Here is a 21,282-nt window from a genome sequence, read left to right as displayed (position 1 = left end):
TACCGTTTCAAAGAAAAAGCCTTCATCTCTATTGCAGACATGAAGGCAGTAATTTCAAAAGTCATAGTCAAGGACTATTATTATCGAATTACCTCGGCAGGGAATTAAGCTCGTAACGAGCACCTACTGTCTACGGTACAAATGATATTCATTTATTCACAACAAAACTTATTATAACAATAATAGTTTTGGAATGTCAATTATTTATTGAAAGTAGAAGGATCAACTTTCACGCCAGGGCCCATTGTAGTTGTTACAGAAACGTTTTTCATGTAAGTTCCTTTAGCAGCCGCAGGTTTAACTTTCATTAATGTATCATAGATAGTAGTGAAGTTTTCCACTAGTTTAGCATCCTCGAAAGATACTTTACCGATTGGAGCATGGATGTTTCCAGCTTTATCTACGCGGTATTCAACTTTACCAGCTTTGATTTCATTAACAGCTTTTGTTACGTCGAATGTTACTGTGCCAGTTTTAGGGTTAGGCATTAATCCTTTAGGTCCTAATACACGGCCAAGTTTACCAACTTCACCCATCATGTCTGGAGTCGCAACGATTACATCGAATTCGAACCATCCTTGTTGGATTTTGTTGATGTAGTCAGATTCGCCAACGTAGTCAGCACCAGCAGCTTCAGCTTCTTTTGCTTTTTCGCCTTTAGCGAATACTAATACGCGTTGAGTTTTACCAGTACCATTCGGCAGAACAACTGCTCCACGAATTTGTTGGTCAGCTTTCTTAGGGTCTACGCCTAAACGGAAAGCAACTTCAACAGTCGCATCGAATTTTGCGAAGTTTGCTTTTTTAGCAACTTCGATTGCTTCAGTTACAGCATAAGCCTTAGAAACTTCTACAAGCTTAGCTGCTTCAAGATACTTTTTACCTTTTTTCGCCATGATATAAATCCTCCTAAATTGTGGTTTTAACGGAATGACCTCCCACGAATAAAGGTTGCGAGTATCAATCGCAACCCCGTAGAAACAAATAGCAATTACATGGATTAGTCTTCGATGACAATACCCATGCTGCGAGCAGTACCTTCAACCATACGCATTGCAGCTTCAACGCTTGCAGCGTTTAGGTCAGGCATTTTAGTTTCAGCAATCTCGCGCACTTGATCACGCTTGACTGTAGCAACTTTATTACGGTTAGGTTCACCAGAACCAGACTCGATACCAGCTACTTTCTTAAGCAATACTGCAGCCGGCGGAGTTTTTGTAATGAATGTAAATGAACGGTCTTCAAATACCGTGATTTCAACAGGAATAATTAGACCAGCTTGATCTGCTGTACGAGCGTTGAACTCCTTACAGAATCCCATGATGTTTACACCAGCTTGACCTAATGCAGGACCGACTGGCGGTGCCGGATTCGCTTTACCAGCAGGAATTTGCAATTTAACCATTTTAATTACTTTTTTAGCCACGAGACACACCTCCTTATAAGTCCGTGATGTGGTAATAGGGTAATACCCTCCCACTCATCTTGAATTCTTTATATATTAATAAAGAATGCTTGTATCGTTGAGGCCTAAAAATTGAAACATACTGACCTTTGAAATTTTACCACTTTCTAAAGGCAATTTCAAGTTTTTTTCCGTTTATAATTTTTCCACTTGATTAAAATCAAGTTCAACCGGTGTATCACGACCGAACATATTGACTAGGACCCTTACTTTCCCTTTGTCTTTATCAAGTTCTTCAATCGGCCCTGCAAAGGTTGCGAAAGGTCCTTCTTTAACTTGAACCGTATCACCGATTTCAAAATCAACTTCGATTTTGCTCTCATCAACGCCCATTCGTTTAAGGACGACTTCAATTTCTTCCGGAAGCAATGCAGTCGGTTTTGACCCAGCTCCAGATGAACCTACGAAACCTGTTACGCCAGGCGTATTCCGGACAACGTACCATGAATCATCCGTCATGATGATCTCAACCAATACATAACCTGGAAATACTTTCTTTTTAGTCACTTTCTTTTTGCCATCTTTCACTTCTGTTTCTTCTTCTTCTGGAACTACAACGCGAAAGATCTTGTCTTCCATCCCCATAGTTTCAACACGTTTTTCCAAGTTAGCCTTAACCTTGTTCTCATAACCTGAATAGGTGTGAACTACATACCAATTCTTTTCCATGTGTTAGGACTTTAACGTCCTTCCCTCCCTGCAATCAATCATTTTCTTTATTAATCTTTATCTTTGAACGTTTTAGCCAAAAAACCATACCAGCGTCATCCTGACTTAACTAGAAAATATTGTGATGATTCATATTACAGCAGTGCTCGATTTTGAGCTTCTTCACTTATTAAAAAAGACAAATTAAAAAACCCGTTTCCGGGCTTTTCTGCTGACACATATTATTCTATCACTATTATACCTTATTTTCGAATCTCTTATTCAATAACTAAGCGAATTAATTCGGAAATGCCCAAATCGACCACTGTAAAGAATAAAGCCATAAACAATACAGTCGTTACTACCACGATTGTATATTTGGTAAGCTCCTTGCGTTTCGGCCAGCTTACTTTTCGCATTTCGCGAGCGACTCCGCTGAAAAATTCGGTAAAACGTTTCATGAATGTACCTCCAAGCATTAGAAGCTTCTGTCAATCTATTTATAAAACGGTTATTTCGTTTCTTTATGAATCGAGTGTGAGTTGCATGTACTGCAAAATTTCTTGATTTCCAGTCGTTCGCCGCTTGTCGATTGTTTGCTCTCATAACTATAATTTCTTGAACCGCAATCAGTGCATGCAAGAACTATTTTTTTTCGCATTAGATACACCTATCCTATCTACTATATCCATAAAACCTTATCACGGCTGTTTTTTATTGTCAATATCAAAGCGGGTTTCACCTATTACGGACACCGGAAATCAAAACATCGGTTACTTAACATCCATTAAAAATTTTAGTGAATAATAAACATCCTTGTGGAGAAGGGACAGATGAAATTAAGCGGAAAAAGCGGAGGGATTATAAACTGATTTCCCTTACTTCCAGATAGCGCTCGAGCTTTCTTTTCACCCGCTGAAGGGCGTTGTCGATTGACTTAACATGCCGGTTCAACTCTTCCGAAATTTCTTGGTAGGTTTGTCCATCCAGGTAAAGAGCTAACACTTTTCTCTCAAGATCACTCAGGAGCTCGGCCATCTTTAATTCGATATCGTCAAACTCTTCTTGGTTGATGATCAGTTCTTCCGGGTCCAAAACTTTCGTACCCGATATAATATCCATTAGAGTTCGGTCCGATTCCTCATCATAAATGGGCTTGTCCAGGGAAACATAGGAATTGAGCGGAATATGTTTTTGACGTGTTGCTGTTTTGATAGCTGTAATGATCTGCCTCGTAATGCATAGTTCTGCAAATGCTTTAAAGGAAGATAATTTATCCCCTTTAAAATCACGGACGGCTTTATATAAACCAATCATACCTTCTTGCACGATGTCTTCCTTATCGGCACCAATCAAGAAATAAGTCCTTGCTTTCGCTCTTACAAAATTACGATACTTTTGGATCAAATAATCCAGCGCCTCACTGTCTCCAGTGTGCACCAACCCTATCAATTCATCATCCTCAAACTGCAGATACTTTTCGTTCAGCTTCATTCCGAATTTGAGACCCACATTATATCCCCCTGACCTGACTCAGATAGAAATATTATACAGCAGGTAAATTTTACCCGTCAATGGTTCAAATTTTACCTCGGCGCCATTTTTCAAAAATTTCTGCCACTTCTTCACTTAAAGGAATTTTGGCCACGGGTCTTATCGTCGTTGTTTTTCGTACATCTTTCTTGATTTCGCCTTGAATTTCTTCCATTTCAATAAGCAGTTCACGAGCGGATTTCCTTAGGGCCCCTTGGCCAAAGATCACCCACTGTTCCGTGAAGTCAGAGGTTGCCACTTGAATTTGCGTTTTGACATTATTCAGTTCAATGGCCATCTTTTCTATTCTTTCATCCGCAGTTTCATTTTCTTTTGTAAAAATTACGTCAACCTTGTGATTTTTGAATATGCGGGCAATTCCCTGAACATATTGAGCGTCAAATACGATAATTACACGGTATCCGGTAAATGCTTGATATTCCGCCATCATTTCTATCAACCGGTCTCTTGCAGCAGCAAGATCCCGTTCTTTTAATTCTCTCAGTTCCGGCCAAGCTCCAATAATGTTATAACCGTCCACCAACAGAATATTCATTCCATCATTGCCCTAGAGGATTTCTTTTTCTATAAACCTCATACATCAATAAACCGGCCGCTACCGATGCATTTAACGAAGTTACTTGTCCTGCCATAGGGAGACGGATGAGAAAATCACATTTATCCTTCATTAGCCGTGCCATGCCTTTTCCTTCGCTGCCGATAACAAGTCCGATAGGCATTTTTCCGTCCATGTTACGGTAATCATCGCTGCCTTTCGCATCGGTACCGACTATCCATACCCCTCGCTCTTTCAACTCTTCAACCGCTCGTGCCAAATTTGTAACGCGAGCTACCGGAATATATTCGATTGCACCCGTCGAAGCTTTTGCCACTGTTGCCGTCAAGCCCACCGCTCTTCTTTTTGGGATGATGATTCCATGGGCCCCAACTGCATCAGCCGTCCTCATGATCGAACCTAAATTATGCGGATCTTCAACTTCATCAAGGATCATGAAAAAAGGTGCTTCGTCCCGTTCAGCCGCTTTTGCGAATAAGTCATCCAGCTCCACATATTCATATGCAGCCACTTGTGCGATAACGCCTTGATGGATGCCTTCTGCCATTTGGTCAATTTTTTTCTTCGGTACGATTTGCACGAATACCTTCTTTTCCTTCGCCAGACCGATTAGTGGTTGCATCGAGCCTTTTTGCGAGCCCTCGGCTATCCAAATTTTATTAATATCCCGTTCGGAGCGAAGTGCTTCCAATACGGGGTTTCTGCCAATGATATATTCTTCGCTCATGGGTTACTCCCCTTTTCTTCTTCAATGTATTCAATGGATTTTTTGATGAGTTCTTCCATTCTTTCTATTCGACCGGATAAATACAAAAATCCCATAAGTGCCTCGAAGGCTGTACTGTAGCGATACGTTTGCACATCTGTATTCTTCGGTACCGTACCGGATTTTGCATTTCGGCCGCGCCGAACGACAGCGGATTCCTCTTCCGATAACCAATCTGACTCCAGGAAAAAGTGGATGATTTTATTTTGCGCTTTAGCAGCTACAAAAGATGTAGCTTTTTTGTGTAGTAGATTGGGCTTGACCGCTCCTTTTTGAATGAGGTGATGCCGTATATACGTTTCGTATACAGCATCACCTATATATGCCAAAGCAAGACTGTTCAGCATTTTTGCATCTACCTTACTATCGTAATGAAGCATTAATTACCCTCTTTTCCATCTTGTACCTTGAGGGGTATCCTCTAATATGATATTCATGTTTTTCAAGCGATCACGAATTTCATCGGACAACCCAAAATTGCGGTCTTTCCGCGCTTGAATTCTCTGCTGTATCAAGCCTTCAATTTCTTCATCCAAAAGCCCCTCTTCTTCAAGGGACAACCCTAGGACAGAAAATAAGATGTTGAATTTATCAAGGAAAGCATCAATCACTTCCCTGTCTGTGTTTTTCTCCATCAAGTAATAATTTGCCTGTTTGGAAAGTTCAAAGAGCATGGATATTGCATTAGCTGTGTTGAAATCATCGTCCATTTCTTTAATGAATTGTTCATGTAATTTATTCAGCTTCCCCAACCAAACATCATTATTCTCAGTCAATCCGTCACTAACTTGAAGGCGATGCTTTAAGTTTTGATAAGATGTCCTTAAGCGATCGAGGGACGCTTTTACATTTTCAAGCACTTCTTCACTATAATTGATGGGATGACGGTAATGTACAGATAACATAAAGAAGCGTAACACTTGTGGATCATGCTTCTTAATGATGTCATGCACAAGGACGAAATTGCCTAAGGACTTAGACATTTTTTCATTCTCAATATTTATATACCCGTTATGCATCCAATAATTCGCAAAAGTCTTACCCGTCAATGCTTCGGATTGTGCAATTTCATTTTCATGATGCGGGAAAGCCAGATCTTGACCTCCGGCATGAATATCGATTGTATCACCCAAATACTTTTTGACCATTGCAGAGCATTCGATATGCCAGCCAGGACGCCCTTTACCCCATGGGCTCTCCCAAGATATTTCATCATCCTTTGCCGTTTTCCAAAGGGCAAAATCAAGGGCATCTTGTTTTTTCTCCCCTATTTCAATACGTGCCCCCACTCGCAGCTCATCGATGGACTGATGTGAAAGTTTTCCATACCCCTCAAACTTACGAGTTCGGTAATACACATCCCCTTCGGATTCATAAGCGAATCCTTTCTCAATTAATGCCGAGATGAATTCAATGATTGCATCCATGTTCTCCATTACGGTTGGGTGAGCATCGGCTTTTTTGCAGCCCAATGCCGACACGTCTTCAAAATAAGCCTTGATGAAACGCTCTGATATGGTTGGGACATCTTCCCCCAATTCTTTTGCCGCACGAATCAGCTTATCATCCACATCCGTAAAGTTCGAAACGAATTGCACATCATATCCACGGTAATCCAAATACCTACGAACGGTATCGAATACGATTGCCGGTCTTGCATTACCAATATGAATGTAATTATAGACAGTGGGTCCGCATACGTACATCTTCACCTTTCCCTCTTCCATCGGGACGAAGGTTTCCTTTTTTCTTGTAGCTGTGTTATATATTTTAATCGCCATATTATAGACTCCTTTCCTTCTGCTTCTGTTCAGCCATCTTCGCTCTTAAAGCCCTGATTTCACTATCCAATTCCTTAAAGCGATCAGCGATTGGATCAGGAAGATCACAATGATTTAGATCTTTGTTGATTTTGATACCATCTTGAATGACCACTTTACCTGGAATACCCACCACTGTGGAATTAGGTGGCACTTCCTTTAAAACGACCGATCCTGCACCGATTTTTGAGTTTTCCCCAACAGTGATGGAACCCAGCACTTTTGCTCCTGTAGCAATCAAAACGTTATCCTTTATCGTAGGATGACGTTTTCCCTTTTCCTTTCCTGTCCCCCCAAGGGTTACACCTTGAAAGACAGATACATTGTCGCCTATTTCACAAGTTTCGCCAATGACGATCCCCATTCCATGGTCAATGAAGAAACGACGGCCAATCGTAGCCCCTGGATGAATTTCAATTCCGGTAAAAAACCTACTGATCTGAGATATACTTCTTGCCAGGAAAAAGAACTTCTTCTTAAATAGTGCATGAGCCATCCTATGACTCCAAATCGCATGTAAACCCGCGTACGTCAATATGACTTCCAAATAGCTGCGCGCAGCAGGATCTTGATCAAAAACCACTTCGATATCCTCTTTAAACATCTTTAACAAAATGATTCCCCCCTATGTTGCGTTCTTTTCCAACATCCCCTTTGAAGCTTTTAAAGCATATAAAAAAGCGTCTCTGTCCAAATAGACAGAGACGCTTTAAGCGCGGTTCCACTCTGTTTGGAATGTACGAAGCAGGTAAAGCTTTTTCCTGTTTTTTCATCCCCAACTTTAATCCCTGTAACGGAGGACATTCCGCCTGTGCCTACTATAGGTTAGTTCAGCAAAGGACTCAAGGGTGCATTTCAGAAAACGAGAGGCTTGAACCACTTTCAGCAGGTTATGGTTCTCTCTAAAAAGCTTCGTTTACTTACTTCTCCCCATCTACGCGTTCTTTTGTAAGATTATTAAATACTATATTACATTTTTGACAAATTGTTAATATAAAATACTCTGAATACGCTGTTTAATTTTTTCTTTGCCCAGTAATGAAATCGCCTTAGGCAAGTCAGGACCATGTGTTTGACCCGTGACGGCCGCCCTTATCGGCATGAATAATTTTTTCCCTTTATGGCCTGTGCTTTTTTGTACGGCTTTAATCGACTTCTTGATTTCATCCGCGTTAAATTCTTCAAGGCCATCGATCTCCTGAAGGAAAGCTTTCATGACTTCCGGTACCTGTTCTTCAGCCAGTACTTCCTTGGCTTCTTCTTCGAACACGACCTCATCCATGAAAAACAGTTCAGATAGCTCGACTATTTCCGCTCCATAGCTCATCTGCTCTTGAAAAAGGGAAACTAGCCCATGTACCCACTCTTCTTCTTCGGCGGTCAGTGTCTCTGAAACCTTCCCGGCTTTAATTAAGTGAGGCATTGACAATTCCACTGCACGATTTCCGTCCAATTGCTTCACATATTGGTTATTCATCCATGTAAGCTTTTGTTTATCGAAAAGTGCAGGTGATTTAGACAGCCGATCAGCATCGAAAAGATTAATGAATTCTTCCTTCGTGAAAATCTCTTCTTCCCCGACCGGAGACCATCCTAATAATGTAATGAAATTGAATAAAGCTTCAGGTACATAACCAAGCTCTTCATATTGCTCAATGAATTGAATGATGGACTCATCACGTTTACTCAGTTTCTTCCTGCTTTCGTTTACAATCAGCGTCATATGTCCGAATACCGGCGGTTCCCAGCCGAAAGCTTCGTAAATCATCAGTTGTTTGGGAGTATTGGAGATATGATCATCACCGCGAAGGACATGGGAAATCTTCATCAAGTGATCATCGACGGCCACTGCAAAGTTATAGGTTGGAATGCCATCTTTTTTAACAATGACAAAATCACCAAAGCCATCCGCTTCAAACGAAACCTCATCCTTAACCATATCTTTGAAAGTAAGGACCTTCCCAGCTGGAACGGCAAAGCGAATGCTCGGTTTTCTTCCTTGAGCCACTAGTTCCGCTTGCTCTTCTTCAGTTAAATGCTTGCACTTCCCTGAATATTTTGGCGTTTCATTCCGTTCGACCTGTCCTTCACGCTCTGCTTCAAGCTCTTCTTCCGTACAATAGCATTTATATGCCAAACCCTTATCTAAAAGCTCTTGATACAATTCCTGATAAAGGTCGTTCCTTTCGGATTGACGATATGGCCCGAATTCACCGCCAACATCAACACCTTCATCCCAATCCATACCAAGCCATTTCAAATATTTAAGCTGACTTTCCTCTCCGCCTTCAATATTTCTCTTTTGGTCGGTATCTTCAATACGGATGATGAATTTCCCGCCTTTATTTCGTGCGTATAAATAGTTAAATAAAGCAGTCCGTGCATTACCAATATGTAAATGTCCAGTCGGACTCGGTGCATAGCGAACTCGAATATCGCTGCTCATGATATATATAGACCTCCCAGTCGTTCTATTCTATTGTATATATTATCATTTAAATACATTGGGATAAAGGCATCCACTCTAAAAACGAAATTAGTTTGATTTAACCAATAAAACCACAGCCTGTGCCGCGATTCCTTCGCTCCTGCCTGTAAATCCAAGTTTCTCGGTAGTGGTCGCCTTTACATTGATTCTGTCTATCGGCGCATCTAAAAGTTCAGCAATCCTGCCGCGCATTTCCTCAATATACGGTGCCATTTTCGGGCTTTGTGCAATGATTGTACAGTCCGCATTGCCTAGGGAATATCCTTCTTTTTTTACGATCGCCCAAATATACTGCAGCAGTTTTGCCGAATCGGCATCTTTAAATTCAGGATCGGTATCCGGAAAATGCTTACCGATATCCCCTGCACCAATTGCCCCCAAGCAGGCATCAGCAACAGTATGCAGAAGGACATCCGCATCCGAATGACCTAGCAAACCTTTCTCATACGGAATCGTAATCCCGCCAATAATCAAAGGTCTCCCCTCCACAAGCTGATGAACGTCATATCCTTGTCCTATTCTAAACATATCATTCTCCCCAATCATCTTTTTCCATGTTGTTTATGTAAAATCGCTTCTGCAAAATAAAGGTCTTCCTGAGTCGTAATTTTAATATTATCATAATTGCCCTCAATAATAACTACCTGTTCATTGATCCGCTCTAGCAAACTTGCATCATCCGTCCCTAAAAATGCTTCAGCTTCTGCCTGTTCATACGCGCTTTTTAATATGGATACACGAAAAGCTTGTGGAGTTTGTACCGCCCACAAGCTAGATCGTTCCACTGTTTCCACTACCTTATTGTTTGACGCTTTTTTAATCGTATCCTTAACGGGCACTGCAATTACGGCACCTCCATGAAGGGAGGCGGCAGTAGTCAATTCACTGATTTGCCCAACATTGATAAAAGGGCGGGCACCGTCGTGGACCAGGACGATTTCTTCTCCTGCATGTTGCAGTCCATTATAAACGCTTTGTTGGCGCTCCTTGCCACCCATGACCAGTTTCTTGACCTTTTTAAGCCCATATGCTGCAATCAATTGACTGAAATAATCCTTTTCTGCCGGGTTTATCGAAAGGATAATCCCCCGACAGTCAGGATCTTCTTCGAAGACACGCAGTGTATAAACAATGATCGGGATACCCGATAGTTCAATAAAAAGTTTATTCTTGCCCGCCTTCATTCTTTTGCCTTGTCCAGCTGCAGGTATCACTACTTCATAAAACATAACGGTTTCTCCTACTCTTCTTTATAATGCTTTTTCTAATAGTTTCGGTTTAGCGAATATCATACGGCCTGCAGAGGTTTGCAATACACTTGTGACAAGTACATCGATGCGTTTCCCGATATGGTCACGGCCACCCTCGACAACGATCATGGTGCCATCGTCTAAATAAGCGATGCCCTGGTTCTGCTCTTTCCCGTCCTTGATGACCTGAACATTCATCTCTTCCCCAGGAAGCACAACAGGTTTTACGGCATTGGCAAGGTCATTGATATTAAGGACCGCCACATTTTGAAACTCGCATACTTTGTTTAAATTGAAATCATTGGTAACGACCATTCCGCCCGATATTTTGGCAAGTTTCACTAGTTTACTGTCCACTTCCTGAATGTCTTCAAAATCCCCCTCGTACATCTCCACTTTAATCGGAAGATCTTTTTGAATCCGATTCAAGATATCCAAACCACGTCTTCCACGATTCCTTTTCAATGCATCAGATGAATCGGCAATGTGCTGCAGTTCGTTTAATACGAATTGAGGAATGACTATGGTACCCTCCAGAAAGCCTGTCTGACAAATATCCGCAATTCTACCATCAATGATGACGCTTGTATCGAGAATCTTCAGCCGCTTGCTATACCCCTCTTCATCCTCTTCGCTCGCTTCACCATCAGTGTTCTTTTTCTTATTGCTTTTCGTGAATAAACTCAATAGCTCATCACGCTTTTTAAAGCCCACCTGAAAACCAAGATAACCAAATAAAAGCGTAAGGATGATGGGAACCACTGTATTTAAAATAGGAACCTTGATGGCACTGAAGGCGGAGCCAACCAAGAACGCCGCAAGCAGTCCCACTAAAAGACCGACGCTGCCAAAGATTATATCCGTAATTGGTATCTTTACAAGCTGTTCCTCCAGCCACTTCATAAAATAGATCACATGATCTACTGCCCAAAAAGTTATAAGATAAAAGATAATGGCACCCAACAGTACACTTACATAAGGATTGTTTATTAAAGCAATATCATCTGCATGTAAAACAATTAATAATTCTGGAATAAGTAACATACCAAGTGTTCCGCCGACTATTAAGAAGCATGCTTGTATAATGCGTTTTAACATCCCTTTCACCTCCTTCTATTCATTATTGACCAATAAAATAAAATGAAACCTTCGAAAATTCGTTTTCATTATATACGTTAAATTCACTTAAGGAATTAGTGGATTTACAAATATGATTTTTTCTCTTTTTCGTAATATTAGCCTAGCACCCTGAGTTTTGAGTGTCAAAAATAAACACCAATCAATTTCAAGCTAGTTCAGGGGAATTTAAAAGGCCAGCTGCACCTACATCCTTCTATTTGTGACAAGCTGATTTTTCAAAATCCGGAGTCCTTCTTTGATTTTATTGGCGCGGACTTCGCCTATGCCCTCCACATCGTCAAGGTTTTCAACCGTAGCTTTATTGACTTCACTAAAGCTTCCGAACTGTTTCACTAAATTTTCGATGATCAAACCCGGCAAGCGTGGGATTTTATGAAGAATACGGTAACCACGGGGATGTACTGACTCATCAAGGTGTATGTATCCATGATAGCCCAGCACCTTTAGAAGAATGCTTTCATCCAGTTTTTCCTGCATGGCCAACTCTTGAAGCCTAAAAATGATTTCCTCGGGATTTTCATCATTACTGGAGGTATAATCCTTGATAAGCCATTTTCCTTCCGTTTCAATATCTGCCAGGATTTCATTCATTTGCAAACGGATCAATCTTCCTTCCGTACCAAGCTCATTAAGGTACGTTAATAGCTCCGCCTTGATTCTGAGCACCATTACATATCGGTGAAATACCTGCAAAAGGTCGGCATAGGTCACGATTTCCTCAAACTCGAGTGCTCCTAAAACCGATATGCTCTGCTGCAGGACCACCTTGTATTTTTCCAAGGTCTGGATGGCTAAATTAGCCTTGGCAAGTATGACTCCTATATCTTTAAGGGCGTATCGGAAATTTCCTTGATATAAAGTGATGACATTCCGACGTTGTGAGATTGCGATGACCAACGACTTGGTCTCCCTTGCCACACGTTCCGCTGTCCTATGCCGCATTCCCGTTTCTGTGGAAGGTGTACTGTTATCCGGCACTAGTTGGGCATTTGCGAAAATGATCTTATCGGCTGTTTCATTTAAAATGATGGCCCCGTCCATCTTTGCCAACTCATATAATGTGCTGGGGGTACAGCTGCAATTGATTTCGAAGCCGCCATCCACGATCACTCGCACCTTCTCATTATATCCGACCACTATCAAACCACCTGTGTTTGCCCTCAGGACATTTTCAATCCCCTCCCGAAGCGGGGTACCTGGAGCAACAATTTGCAGAATTTCCAATTTTGTTTTCTCATACCCTTTTTTATCTGTCATACTTAACCCCCTAACGATTGTTTAAGAGCCTCCGAAACAGATGAAACACCAACGATCTTAATACCCTTCGGCGCGGTCCATCCCCCTATATTATTAGCCGGTATGATAACCCGCTCAAACCCTAATTTTGCTGCTTCCTGCACCCTTTGTTCAATTCTTGACACCCTTCTTACCTCACCAGTCAGCCCCACTTCACCAATGATGCAATCGGCAGGGTTTGTTGGTTTATCACGGAAGCTTGAAGCAATGCTTATTGCGACAGCGAGGTCAATTGCAGGTTCATCCAGCTTGACACCACCGGCAACCTTTAAATACGCATCTTGGTTTTGAAGAAGCAAGCCCACTCTCTTTTCCAGAACAGCCATTAAAAGCGAAACTCGATTGTGGTCGATTCCCGTGGCCATTCGCCTCGGATTGCCAAAACTCGTAGGTGAAATCAATGCTTGAATTTCGACTAGCACCGGCCTTGTGCCCTCCATGGATGCGACGACTGTGGAACCCGAGGCTCCCTGCGACCGTTCTTCAAGGAAAATTTCCGATGGATTAGCGACCTCTTCCAATCCATGTTCTTTCATTTCAAAAATACCCATCTCATTCGTCGAACCAAAGCGATTTTTAACCGCACGTATAATTCGATATGTATGGTGTCTTTCACCTTCAAAATATAATACTGTATCGACCATGTGCTCAAGCAGCCGTGGCCCCGCGATGGCCCCTTCCTTTGTAACGTGTCCGACGATAAAAATCGCGATTCCGTTCGTTTTAGCAATGCGCATGAGTGAGGCTGTGCACTCCCTCACTTGTGAAACGCTTCCTGGGGCAGATGTAACCTCCGAATGGTATACCGTTTGAATGGAGTCAATAATGACCAAATCCGGTTTTACATCCGTAATTGCCTGTTGGATATAATCCATATCGGTTTCAGCATAAACGAATAGATTTTCCGACATGGTCCCAAGCCGATCCGCTCTCAATTTGGTCTGCTTGACTGATTCTTCACCAGAAATATAAAGCACTTTTTTCTGTTTATGCGCCAATTGGGATGATACCTGTAAAAGCAGGGTGGACTTACCGATACCCGGGTCCCCTCCGATCAATACAAGTGATCCCTGTACGATCCCGCCCCCAAGAGCACGATTCAATTCCATTAAATCCGTCTTAATCCGGGGTTCTTTTTCTGATTGAATAGTCGTTATGGGTGCTGCCTTCTCCCGTTCCCCGGAACCTCTAACCTCTGAATTGGTAAAAGCGCCTTTTCTAGCAGGTTTAACGATTTCGGTTTCCTCGACCATTTTGTTCCATTCACCGCATCCTGGACATTTCCCCATCCATTTCGGTGACTCATATCCACAAGACTGACACATAAATTTTGTTTTCTTCTTTACAGCCATAAATTACTCCTTTTCCTCTGGAAAAAATATCTATATTAAGGATATTATACCTCGGTTTTATTTAAACCTTCTTAAGGCTAAGTTTTTTAAAAAAAATATTCACTCTGCACTCTGCTTGTCCCATTTATACTCAAATCTACCTATAGATAAAAAACAGAGGTACACTGCAAAAGAATCTGCGTGTACCTCGAAGTTTAGGATCTGGTTATTCACTTACATTAACAGGCTCGCCTTGTCGGATTGCAAACTCATTATTCACGACATCCATTACGACCGTTTGCCCTTTTTTCACGTTGCCCTTAAGCAACTCTTCGGATAGATAATCTTCTACATGCTTCTGAAGTGCCCTGCGGATTGGCCGTGCCCCATATTCCGGATCAAAACCTTCCGTAGCAATTTTTTCTCTAGCCGCATCTGTCAGCTCCAAGTATATCTCCTGTTCTTTCAAACGGGTAGTAAGCTGATTTGACATTAATGTAACGATTTGTTTCAAATGATCCTTCTCTAATGAGTGGAACACGATAGTTTCATCAATACGATTCAGGAATTCCGGACGGAATGCACGTTTGAGTTCTTCCATCACTTTCCCTTTCATATTTTTATAGTCCTGGCCAGTATCCTGGATATTAAAGCCGACATACTTATCAATTTTCAAGGCCGACGCCCCTACATTCGATGTCATAATCAGGATGGTATTCCTGAAATCGACAGTACGCCCCTTGGAATCTGTCAGTCTTCCGTCTTCCAATACTTGAAGAAGAATATTGAAGACATCCGGATGCGCCTTTTCTATTTCATCAAGCAGAACGACGGAGTATGGTTTCCTCCGCACTTTTTCCGTTAACTGACCGCCTTCTTCGTATCCAACATATCCTGGAGGGGATCCAACAAGACGTGAAGTCGAATGTTTCTCCATATATTCGGACATATCGATGCGGATCATGGCATCTTCATCACCAAAAATGGATTCAGCTAAAGCACGGGCTAGCTCGGTTTTACCGACCCCTGTAGGTCCTAAGAAGATGAATGAACCAATTGGACGTTTAGGATCTTTCAAACCTGCCCTTGCACGTCGTACTGCTTTAGAAACCGCAATGACAGCCTCTTCCTGCCCAATTACACGATCATGGAGGATTGACTCCATATTAAGCAGTTTGTCTGACTCTGTTTGTGCCAATTTAGTAACTGGAACTCCCGTCCAACTGGATACGACGTGTGCAATGTCATCCACAGTCACTTCACTGTTCTCCTGCCCTTGTTTTTCTTTCCAAGTCTTTTTCGTTTCTTCCAATTGTTCTCTTAAGCGTTGTTCTGTATCGCGAAGCGAAGCTGCTTTTTCAAATTCCTGACTCTGAACGGAAGCATCCTTTTCCTTACGAACATCATCCAGCTTCACTTCAAGTTCTTTTAAGTTAGGTGGCGTTGTGTATGAACGCAGCCTAACCTTGGAACCAGCTTCATCAATCAAGTCAATCGCTTTATCCGGTAAAAAGCGATCGGAAATATAACGGTCGGATAATTTGACTGCGGCATCAATCGCTTCGTCAGTAATCGATACGCGGTGATGTGCCTCATAACGGTCACGCAGCCCCTTGAGAATTTGGATGGATTCCTCAATAGTCGGCTCATCGACTTGGATTGGCTGGAAACGACGTTCAAGCGCGGCATCCTTTTCAATATACTTCCGGTACTCATCCAAAGTCGTGGCACCGATACATTGTAATTCACCTCGCGCCAATGATGGTTTAAGGATATTGGAGGCATCAATGGCACCTTCTGCACCACCTGCACCAATCAATGTATGCAATTCATCGATGAATAGGATGATATTACCCGCCTGACGTATTTCATCCATAACTTTCTTCAACCGGTCCTCAAATTCACCCCGGTATTTAGTACCAGCCACAACAGTACCCATATCAAGTGTCATTACGCGTTTATCACGTAAAATTTCAGGTACCTCATTATTGATGATCTGTTGGGCAAGCCCTTCAGCAATGGCTGTTTTACCAACCCCAGGTTCACCGATTAATACTGGGTTATTTTTTGTACGACGGCTTAATACCTCGATGACACGCTGTATTTCCTTACTTCTTCCGATAACGGGATCCAAACTTCCTTCCCTGGCAATCGCCGTTAAATCACGTGCAAGGCCATCCAGTGTCGGCGTGCTTGCATTTGAAGCGGCTGAACCTTGGTGACCACCTGATTCATTGCTTCCCAGAAGTTGTAATACTTGTTGTCGAGCTTTATTTAAACTTACTCCCAGATTATTCAATACGCGGGCAGCTACACCTTCCCCTTCACGGATAAGACCTAGAAGAACATGCTCTGTCCCAACATATGAGTGACCTAATTTTCTTGCCTCATCCATGGAAAGTTCAATGACTTTCTTGGCTCTTGGGGTATAATGTATCGTTTGAGCCGTATCCTGTCCTCGGCCAATTAGATTTTCCACTTCTTTCTGAATCTTATCCGGACCCAAGCCAAGAGCATATAACGCTTTGGCTGCAATACCATCACCTTCTCGGACAAGGCCCAGTAAAATATGTTCCGTGCCGATATTATTATGACCTAAACGGATTGCCTCTTCTTGGGCTAATGCTAATACTTTCTGGGCTCTTTCAGTAAAACGACCAAACATCATAGGGAATTCCTCCTTAAGAATTTTCGTTTTGAATAAAGTTGCTGGCAATTCTTTAAGTTATGGCAGAAGCTTCTTCTTGCTCTATATCTATTACATGAAATTTGATACTCCCTAAAGGGGTCAATGACCTCTATGAGGAGGAAGATTCCGTGAAATTCAAGCGTTCCCGGATGAGTGCCGCTCTACGGATATCCCTTTCATGGGGTCTTAAAGGGCCACCTGCGTACTTTTGTAAAAATCCCGACTGCGTCAAAATCATCAACTCATTTAGAATGCTTTTAGAAATATTCTTTATATACCCAAGATCTATCCCTAATCTAACATCGGAGATACAGGTAGCTGCTTCCTTGGTCTCGATGATGCGAGCATTGGACAAAATCCCATATGAACGGAAAATTCTATCTTCTAATTGTATGTGGGAAGTCCTCGCTAATGCATCCCTCGCTGACCGTTCCTGGGCTATGATTTGTTGCACTACACTTGTTAGATCTTCAACGATATCCCTTTCCGACTTTCCAAGAGTAATTTGATTGGAGATTTGAAAAATATTCCCCAAGGCTTGACTGCCCTCTCCATAAATCCCTCGAACCACCAACCCCAATTGGTTGATAGCCGGTATGATATTATTCATCTGCTGTGTAAGGACAAGGCCAGGCAGATGAATCATGACCGAAGCTCTTAATCCTGTTCCCACATTAGTCGGACAACTAGTTAGGTATCCTCTTTCCTCATCATATGCATAGTCTATGGATTCTTCAATCCAATCGTCAAGAACATTTGCAATCTTTAAGGTTTCCTTTAGCTGCAACCCCGACATTAAACATTGAATACGGAGATGATCCTCTTCGTTTATCATGATACTTATTTCTTCATTTTCCGAAAGGAGACATGCGCTTTTCGCTGAATCTTCAACTAAATGGGGACTGATTAAATGTTTTTCAACGAGAACACGCTTTTCCAGTGGCTGCAATTGGTCAATCTCTAATAGTTCCAGTTTTCCAATCTCTGGGGTTACTTCTTCTTCGATTCTTTTTTTGACCAATTCAATGATTTTTTTAGCTTCTTCGTTAGAAAAGGAGGTTGGGAAGGTAAAGTCTTTAAAATTCCTGGCCAGCCGAATCCGCGAACTCAATACAATATCGATTTCCGGCCCTTCGGCACTCATCCAGGAACTCAAGGCGTTTTCTACAAACTTTTCCAAGCTCATAATTCCTCGCCTCCCTCTTGCGCTTCATACCTTTTTTCAAGGGAACGAACCTTATCTCTTACCTCTGCCGCTTTCTCAAACTCCTCTTGATCAATGTGGACCTTTAAAACTTCTTTTAAATCCAAAATTTGCTTTCGAAGATATATGGTGCCACCAATCCTTTTTGGAATTTTCCCTATATGTGCTGTATTGCCGCTATGAACCCTCTTTAAAATGGGATTTAACTGTTCATTGAACGTTTTATAACATTCGGCACAGCCAAACTTACCAATATGGACAAATTCTTTATAAGATCGATGACAATGCGGGCAACGCCTCTCTTCCGTTTTGGGAAATGCATTTGCCTTTGTCTGTTGAATATTCGACTCCATATTCAACAATCCTGCTAATAAATTATTTATTGAAAAACCAGGTCCACCTGCATCCATGAACATTTCACCTTTTTCCTGAGCACATTTCTCACAAATCATGACTTCAGTCTTTTTTCCATTGATGATTTTGGTGAAGTGCAGGGTAGCAGGCCTTTGATGACATTCTTGGCAAATCAACGCTCATCACCTCTGCCAGTTTCATTTATATTTTAAAGTCGTAAGCATCGCAGTTAAAATTCTTGCCCTAAGCTCATCGCGGTCAGGTAGGTCGATATAAATCACCGATCTATCTATGACGCTCATCATAATCTTTGCTTCTCGTTCATTAATGACGTCTTCATTCATCAGCCTTGAAATTACTCCTTCAGCCATCGATTGGGTTACCCTTGAACCAATAAGCGATAATAATTGGTTGATAAGTTGCACGGAATCCTGCGATTCCACTTTCATGATGCGTATGTAACCGCCGCCTCCACGCTTACTCTCTACAACATAACCTCGCTCGATGGTAAACCTGGTATTGATTACGTAATTGATTTGAGAAGGAACACACTGAAATTTATCTGCTATTTCACTTCTTTTAATCTCTAAGATATCTTTTTGACTTATTTCAAGTACTTGCTTTAAATAAGTTTCGATAATATCAGATATGTTTCTCACTCAGCCTCCTCCATTCTGACTTTGACTATATTTGACTATTATTATACAAGGAATAATGCATTTTGCAACTTAAACGCACTTTCTCTTTCTGTATTATCCATTTTCCCCAAATTATATGTAGTTACATACCCCATTGAACATTAAAGTTGAAATATCTTACATAAATACCCTAAAAAGATAAATGCAAAACCTGATATTTTTCTTCTCTCTTAAGGTTTCACCACTTAAATTCGGCCCAATTCCTCCTCATGATATTGTAACCAATTCAAATAAGGCCAGCCCTATGCTGTCCCTGAAAATAAAAAACCTTTTTTTAATTACGAACAACAAAAAAGACCAGCCGGATGGCTGATCTTTTTAAATGGCTTGGCGGCGTCCTACTCTCACAGGGGGAAACCCCCAACTACCATCGGCGCTGAAGAGCTTAACTGCCGTGTTCGGAATGGGAACGGGTGTGACCTCTTCGCTATCGCCACCAAACATAAAAGGAACGTTGTTCCTTCAAAACTAGATAATAAGAAGGTATTTCATTTTTTAAAAAGCGTTGGTTAAGTCCTCGATCTATTAGTATCAGTCAGCTCCACATGTCGCCACGCTTCCACCTCTGACCTATCAACCTGATCATCTTTCAGGGATCTTACTAGCTTGCGCCATGGGAAATCTCATCTTGAGGGGGGCTTCATGCTTAGATGCTTTCAGCACTTATCCCGTCCGCACGTAGCTACCCAGCTATGCCTTTGGCAAGACAACTGGTACACCAGCGGTGCGTCCATCCCGGTCCTCTCGTACTAAGGACAGCTCCTCTCAAATTTCCTGCGCCCGCGACGGATAGGGACCGAACTGTCTCACGACGTTCTGAACCCAGCTCGCGTACCGCTTTAATGGGCGAACAGCCCAACCCTTGGGACCGACTACAGCCCCAGGATGCGATGAGCCGACATCGAGGTGCCAAACCTCCCCGTCGATGTGGACTCTTGGGGGAGATAAGCCTGTTATCCCCGGGGTAGCTTTTATCCGTTGAGCGATGGCCCTTCCATGCGGAACCACCGGATCACTAAGCCCGACTTTCGTCCCTGCTCGACTTGTAGGTCTCGCAGTCAAGCTCCCTTGTGCCTTTACACTCTACGAATGATTTCCAACCATTCTGAGGGAACCTTTGGGCGCCTCCGTTACTCTTTAGGAGGCGACCGCCCCAGTCAAACTGCCCACCTGACACTGTCTCCCACCCCGATAAGGGGCGCGGGTTAGAATTTCAATACAGCCAGGGTAGTATCCCACCAACGCCTCCACCGAAGCTAGCGCTCCGGCTTCTCAGGCTCCTACCTATCCTGTACAAGCTGTACCAAAATTCAATATCAGGCTGCAGTAAAGCTCCACGGGGTCTTTCCGTCCTGTCGCGGGTAACCTGCATCTTCACAGGTACTATAATTTCACCGAGTCTCTCGTTGAGACAGTGCCCAGATCGTTACACCTTTCGTGCGGGTCGGAACTTACCCGACAAGGAATTTCGCTACCTTAGGACCGTTATAGTTACGGCCGCCGTTTACTGGGGCTTCGGTTCAAAGCTTCGCTTGCGCTAACCTCTCCCCTTAACCTTCCAGCACCGGGCAGGTGTCAGCCCCTATACTTCGCCTTGCGGCTTCGCAGAGACCTGTGTTTTTGCTAAACAGTCGCCTGGGCCTATTCACTGCGGCTTTTCTGGGCTATTCACCCTAAAAAGCACCCCTTCTCCCGAAGTTACGGGGTCATTTTGCCGAGTTCCTTAACGAGAGTTCTCTCGCACACCTTAGGATTCTCTCCTCGCCTACCTGTGTCGGTTTGCGGTACGGGCACCTTACATCTCACTAGAGGCTTTTCTTGGCAGCGTGGAATCAGGAACTTCGGTACTATATTTCCCTCGCCATCACAGCTCCGCCTTAATGGAAACGGGATTTGCCTCGTTTCCGGCCTAACTGCTTGGACGCGCATATCCAACAGCGCGCTTACCCTATCCTTCTGCGTCCCCCCATCGTTCAAACGATGTATAGGTGGTACAGGAATATCAACCTGTTGTCCATCGCCT

The 21,282-nt window shown here is 42.6% G+C and carries 21 protein-coding genes, 2 rRNA genes and 2 other annotated features (1 of these 25 running past the window's edge); all 23 genes read right to left on the bottom strand.

The features are described from left to right. Nucleotides 1-3: 3 nt before the first annotated feature. Nucleotides 4-154 (bottom strand) — a sequence feature (ribosomal protein L10 leader region). 46 nt (nucleotides 155-200) lie between these two features. Next, complete coding sequence (gene rplA / locus AC3ISB_RS00645) at nucleotides 201-896, bottom strand: 50S ribosomal protein L1 (RefSeq protein ID WP_057276474.1); 696 nt, start codon at nucleotides 894-896, stop codon at nucleotides 201-203. Between the two features lie 104 nt (nucleotides 897-1,000). Next, entirely contained in the window at nucleotides 1,001-1,426 is a 426-nt protein-coding gene (rplK, locus tag AC3ISB_RS00640) for a 50S ribosomal protein L11 (RefSeq protein WP_034305057.1), read from the bottom strand. Nucleotides 1,427-1,600: 174 nt separating this feature from the next. Beyond that, a complete protein-coding gene (gene nusG, locus AC3ISB_RS00635; protein WP_048677866.1) occupies nucleotides 1,601-2,134 on the bottom strand; it encodes a transcription termination/antitermination protein NusG in 534 nt (177 codons plus the stop codon). A 257-nt stretch (nucleotides 2,135-2,391) separates the two neighbouring features. Continuing rightward, the gene (gene secE / locus AC3ISB_RS00630; RefSeq protein ID WP_076372883.1) at nucleotides 2,392-2,574 is read right to left on the bottom strand and encodes a preprotein translocase subunit SecE; all 183 of its coding nucleotides are present in this window, start codon (nucleotides 2,572-2,574) and stop codon (nucleotides 2,392-2,394) included. Between the two features lie 50 nt (nucleotides 2,575-2,624). Next, nucleotides 2,625-2,774 carry a 50S ribosomal protein L33 gene (gene rpmG / locus AC3ISB_RS00625; RefSeq protein ID WP_081113075.1) on the bottom strand — a complete coding sequence of 50 codons (150 nt, stop codon included), beginning with the start codon at nucleotides 2,772-2,774 and terminating at the stop codon, nucleotides 2,625-2,627. A gap of 200 nt (nucleotides 2,775-2,974) precedes the next feature. Further along, complete coding sequence (gene sigH, locus AC3ISB_RS00620; protein ID WP_094246690.1) at nucleotides 2,975-3,607, bottom strand: RNA polymerase sporulation sigma factor SigH; 633 nt, start codon at nucleotides 3,605-3,607, stop codon at nucleotides 2,975-2,977. An 85-nt stretch (nucleotides 3,608-3,692) separates the two neighbouring features. Next, complete coding sequence (locus AC3ISB_RS00615; protein WP_098373569.1) at nucleotides 3,693-4,202, bottom strand: NYN domain-containing protein; 510 nt, start codon at nucleotides 4,200-4,202, stop codon at nucleotides 3,693-3,695. 4 nt (nucleotides 4,203-4,206) lie between these two features. After that, nucleotides 4,207-4,950 (bottom strand): 23S rRNA (guanosine(2251)-2'-O)-methyltransferase RlmB, encoded by a 744-nt coding sequence (gene rlmB, locus AC3ISB_RS00610; protein WP_063235788.1) that lies wholly within the window; start codon nucleotides 4,948-4,950, stop codon nucleotides 4,207-4,209. After that, nucleotides 4,947-5,369, bottom strand: a complete 423-nt coding sequence (locus AC3ISB_RS00605; protein WP_034305071.1) for a Mini-ribonuclease 3 — start codon at nucleotides 5,367-5,369, stop codon at nucleotides 4,947-4,949. The genes rlmB and AC3ISB_RS00605 overlap by 4 nt, the downstream gene beginning before the upstream one ends. Nucleotides 5,370-5,372: 3 nt before the next feature. Next, on the bottom strand, nucleotides 5,373-6,770 hold the full coding sequence (cysS, locus tag AC3ISB_RS00600; RefSeq protein WP_489275285.1) for a cysteine--tRNA ligase: 1,398 nt from the start codon (nucleotides 6,768-6,770) through the stop codon (nucleotides 5,373-5,375). A gap of 1 nt (nucleotide 6,771) precedes the next feature. Beyond that, nucleotides 6,772-7,422: a serine O-acetyltransferase gene (gene cysE / locus AC3ISB_RS00595; protein ID WP_141994055.1), complete on the bottom strand. Its 651-nt coding sequence runs from the start codon at nucleotides 7,420-7,422 to the stop codon at nucleotides 6,772-6,774. 84 nt (nucleotides 7,423-7,506) lie between these two features. Beyond that, nucleotides 7,507-7,755: a binding site (T-box leader), on the bottom strand. A gap of 42 nt (nucleotides 7,756-7,797) precedes the next feature. Next, entirely contained in the window at nucleotides 7,798-9,255 is a 1,458-nt protein-coding gene (gene gltX, locus AC3ISB_RS00590; protein ID WP_098373572.1) for a glutamate--tRNA ligase, read from the bottom strand. 90 nt (nucleotides 9,256-9,345) lie between these two features. Continuing rightward, nucleotides 9,346-9,825: a 2-C-methyl-D-erythritol 2,4-cyclodiphosphate synthase gene (gene ispF / locus AC3ISB_RS00585; RefSeq protein ID WP_098373573.1), complete on the bottom strand. Its 480-nt coding sequence runs from the start codon at nucleotides 9,823-9,825 to the stop codon at nucleotides 9,346-9,348. 14 nt (nucleotides 9,826-9,839) lie between these two features. Beyond that, a complete protein-coding gene (gene ispD / locus AC3ISB_RS00580) occupies nucleotides 9,840-10,526 on the bottom strand; it encodes a 2-C-methyl-D-erythritol 4-phosphate cytidylyltransferase (RefSeq protein ID WP_141994056.1) in 687 nt (228 codons plus the stop codon). A gap of 21 nt (nucleotides 10,527-10,547) precedes the next feature. Next, entirely contained in the window at nucleotides 10,548-11,645 is a 1,098-nt protein-coding gene (locus tag AC3ISB_RS00575; protein ID WP_076372901.1) for a PIN/TRAM domain-containing protein, read from the bottom strand. A gap of 225 nt (nucleotides 11,646-11,870) precedes the next feature. Beyond that, complete coding sequence (gene disA / locus AC3ISB_RS00570; RefSeq protein WP_076372903.1) at nucleotides 11,871-12,944, bottom strand: DNA integrity scanning diadenylate cyclase DisA; 1,074 nt, start codon at nucleotides 12,942-12,944, stop codon at nucleotides 11,871-11,873. A 2-nt stretch (nucleotides 12,945-12,946) separates the two neighbouring features. Beyond that, complete coding sequence (gene radA / locus AC3ISB_RS00565; RefSeq protein ID WP_076372905.1) at nucleotides 12,947-14,335, bottom strand: DNA repair protein RadA; 1,389 nt, start codon at nucleotides 14,333-14,335, stop codon at nucleotides 12,947-12,949. Between the two features lie 205 nt (nucleotides 14,336-14,540). Beyond that, nucleotides 14,541-16,982, bottom strand: coding sequence for an ATP-dependent protease ATP-binding subunit ClpC (gene clpC, locus AC3ISB_RS00560; protein WP_098373576.1), 2,442 nt, complete (start codon nucleotides 16,980-16,982; stop codon nucleotides 14,541-14,543). 130 nt (nucleotides 16,983-17,112) lie between these two features. After that, nucleotides 17,113-18,189, bottom strand: a complete 1,077-nt coding sequence (gene mcsB / locus AC3ISB_RS00555; RefSeq protein ID WP_141994058.1) for a protein-arginine kinase McsB — start codon at nucleotides 18,187-18,189, stop codon at nucleotides 17,113-17,115. Beyond that, nucleotides 18,186-18,737, bottom strand: a complete 552-nt coding sequence (mcsA, locus tag AC3ISB_RS00550) for a protein-arginine kinase activator protein McsA (RefSeq protein ID WP_098373578.1) — start codon at nucleotides 18,735-18,737, stop codon at nucleotides 18,186-18,188. Before mcsA ends, mcsB begins: the two co-directional genes overlap by 4 nt. A gap of 21 nt (nucleotides 18,738-18,758) precedes the next feature. After that, on the bottom strand, nucleotides 18,759-19,220 hold the full coding sequence (locus AC3ISB_RS00545; protein ID WP_098373579.1) for a CtsR family transcriptional regulator: 462 nt from the start codon (nucleotides 19,218-19,220) through the stop codon (nucleotides 18,759-18,761). Between the two features lie 364 nt (nucleotides 19,221-19,584). After that, nucleotides 19,585-19,700, bottom strand: a 5S ribosomal RNA gene (gene rrf / locus AC3ISB_RS00540). Between the two features lie 64 nt (nucleotides 19,701-19,764). After that, a 23S ribosomal RNA gene (locus tag AC3ISB_RS00535) occupies nucleotides 19,765-21,282 on the bottom strand (it continues 1,415 nt past the right edge of the window).

It is taken from the genome of Peribacillus sp. GL_122 (assembly GCF_057835005.1).
Note: the sequence above shows the minus strand (reverse complement) of the source record. Positions and strands in the feature narration are given on the sequence as shown.

What these genes read in the sequence shown, in the direction of transcription:
- AC3ISB_RS00615 (WP_098373569.1), bottom strand. Translation starts at nt 4,202, where the DNA reads ATGAATATTCTGTTGGTGGACGGTTATAACATTATTGGAGCTTGGCCG.
- rlmB (WP_063235788.1), bottom strand. Translation starts at nt 4,950, where the DNA reads ATGAGCGAAGAATATATCATTGGCAGAAACCCCGTATTGGAAGCACTT.
- ispD (WP_141994056.1), bottom strand. Translation starts at nt 10,526, where the DNA reads ATGTTTTATGAAGTAGTGATACCTGCAGCTGGACAAGGCAAAAGAATG.
- cysS (WP_489275285.1), bottom strand. Translation starts at nt 6,770, where the DNA reads ATGGCGATTAAAATATATAACACAGCTACAAGAAAAAAGGAAACCTTC.
- mcsB (WP_141994058.1), bottom strand. Translation starts at nt 18,189, where the DNA reads ATGAGCTTGGAAAAGTTTGTAGAAAACGCCTTGAGTTCCTGGATGAGT.
- nusG (WP_048677866.1), bottom strand. Translation starts at nt 2,134, where the DNA reads ATGGAAAAGAATTGGTATGTAGTTCACACCTATTCAGGTTATGAGAAC.
- ispF (WP_098373573.1), bottom strand. Translation starts at nt 9,825, where the DNA reads ATGTTTAGAATAGGACAAGGATATGACGTTCATCAGCTTGTGGAGGGG.
- radA (WP_076372905.1), bottom strand. Translation starts at nt 14,335, where the DNA reads ATGGCTGTAAAGAAGAAAACAAAATTTATGTGTCAGTCTTGTGGATAT.
- rpmG (WP_081113075.1), bottom strand. Translation starts at nt 2,774, where the DNA reads ATGCGAAAAAAAATAGTTCTTGCATGCACTGATTGCGGTTCAAGAAAT.
- sigH (WP_094246690.1), bottom strand. Translation starts at nt 3,607, where the DNA reads ATGAAGCTGAACGAAAAGTATCTGCAGTTTGAGGATGATGAATTGATA.
- gltX (WP_098373572.1), bottom strand. Translation starts at nt 9,255, where the DNA reads ATGAGCAGCGATATTCGAGTTCGCTATGCACCGAGTCCGACTGGACAT.
- AC3ISB_RS00605 (WP_034305071.1), bottom strand. Translation starts at nt 5,369, where the DNA reads ATGCTTCATTACGATAGTAAGGTAGATGCAAAAATGCTGAACAGTCTT.
- clpC (WP_098373576.1), bottom strand. Translation starts at nt 16,982, where the DNA reads ATGATGTTTGGTCGTTTTACTGAAAGAGCCCAGAAAGTATTAGCATTA.
- rplA (WP_057276474.1), bottom strand. Translation starts at nt 896, where the DNA reads ATGGCGAAAAAAGGTAAAAAGTATCTTGAAGCAGCTAAGCTTGTAGAA.
- AC3ISB_RS00575 (WP_076372901.1), bottom strand. Translation starts at nt 11,645, where the DNA reads ATGTTAAAACGCATTATACAAGCATGCTTCTTAATAGTCGGCGGAACA.
- disA (WP_076372903.1), bottom strand. Translation starts at nt 12,944, where the DNA reads ATGACAGATAAAAAAGGGTATGAGAAAACAAAATTGGAAATTCTGCAA.
- secE (WP_076372883.1), bottom strand. Translation starts at nt 2,574, where the DNA reads ATGAAACGTTTTACCGAATTTTTCAGCGGAGTCGCTCGCGAAATGCGA.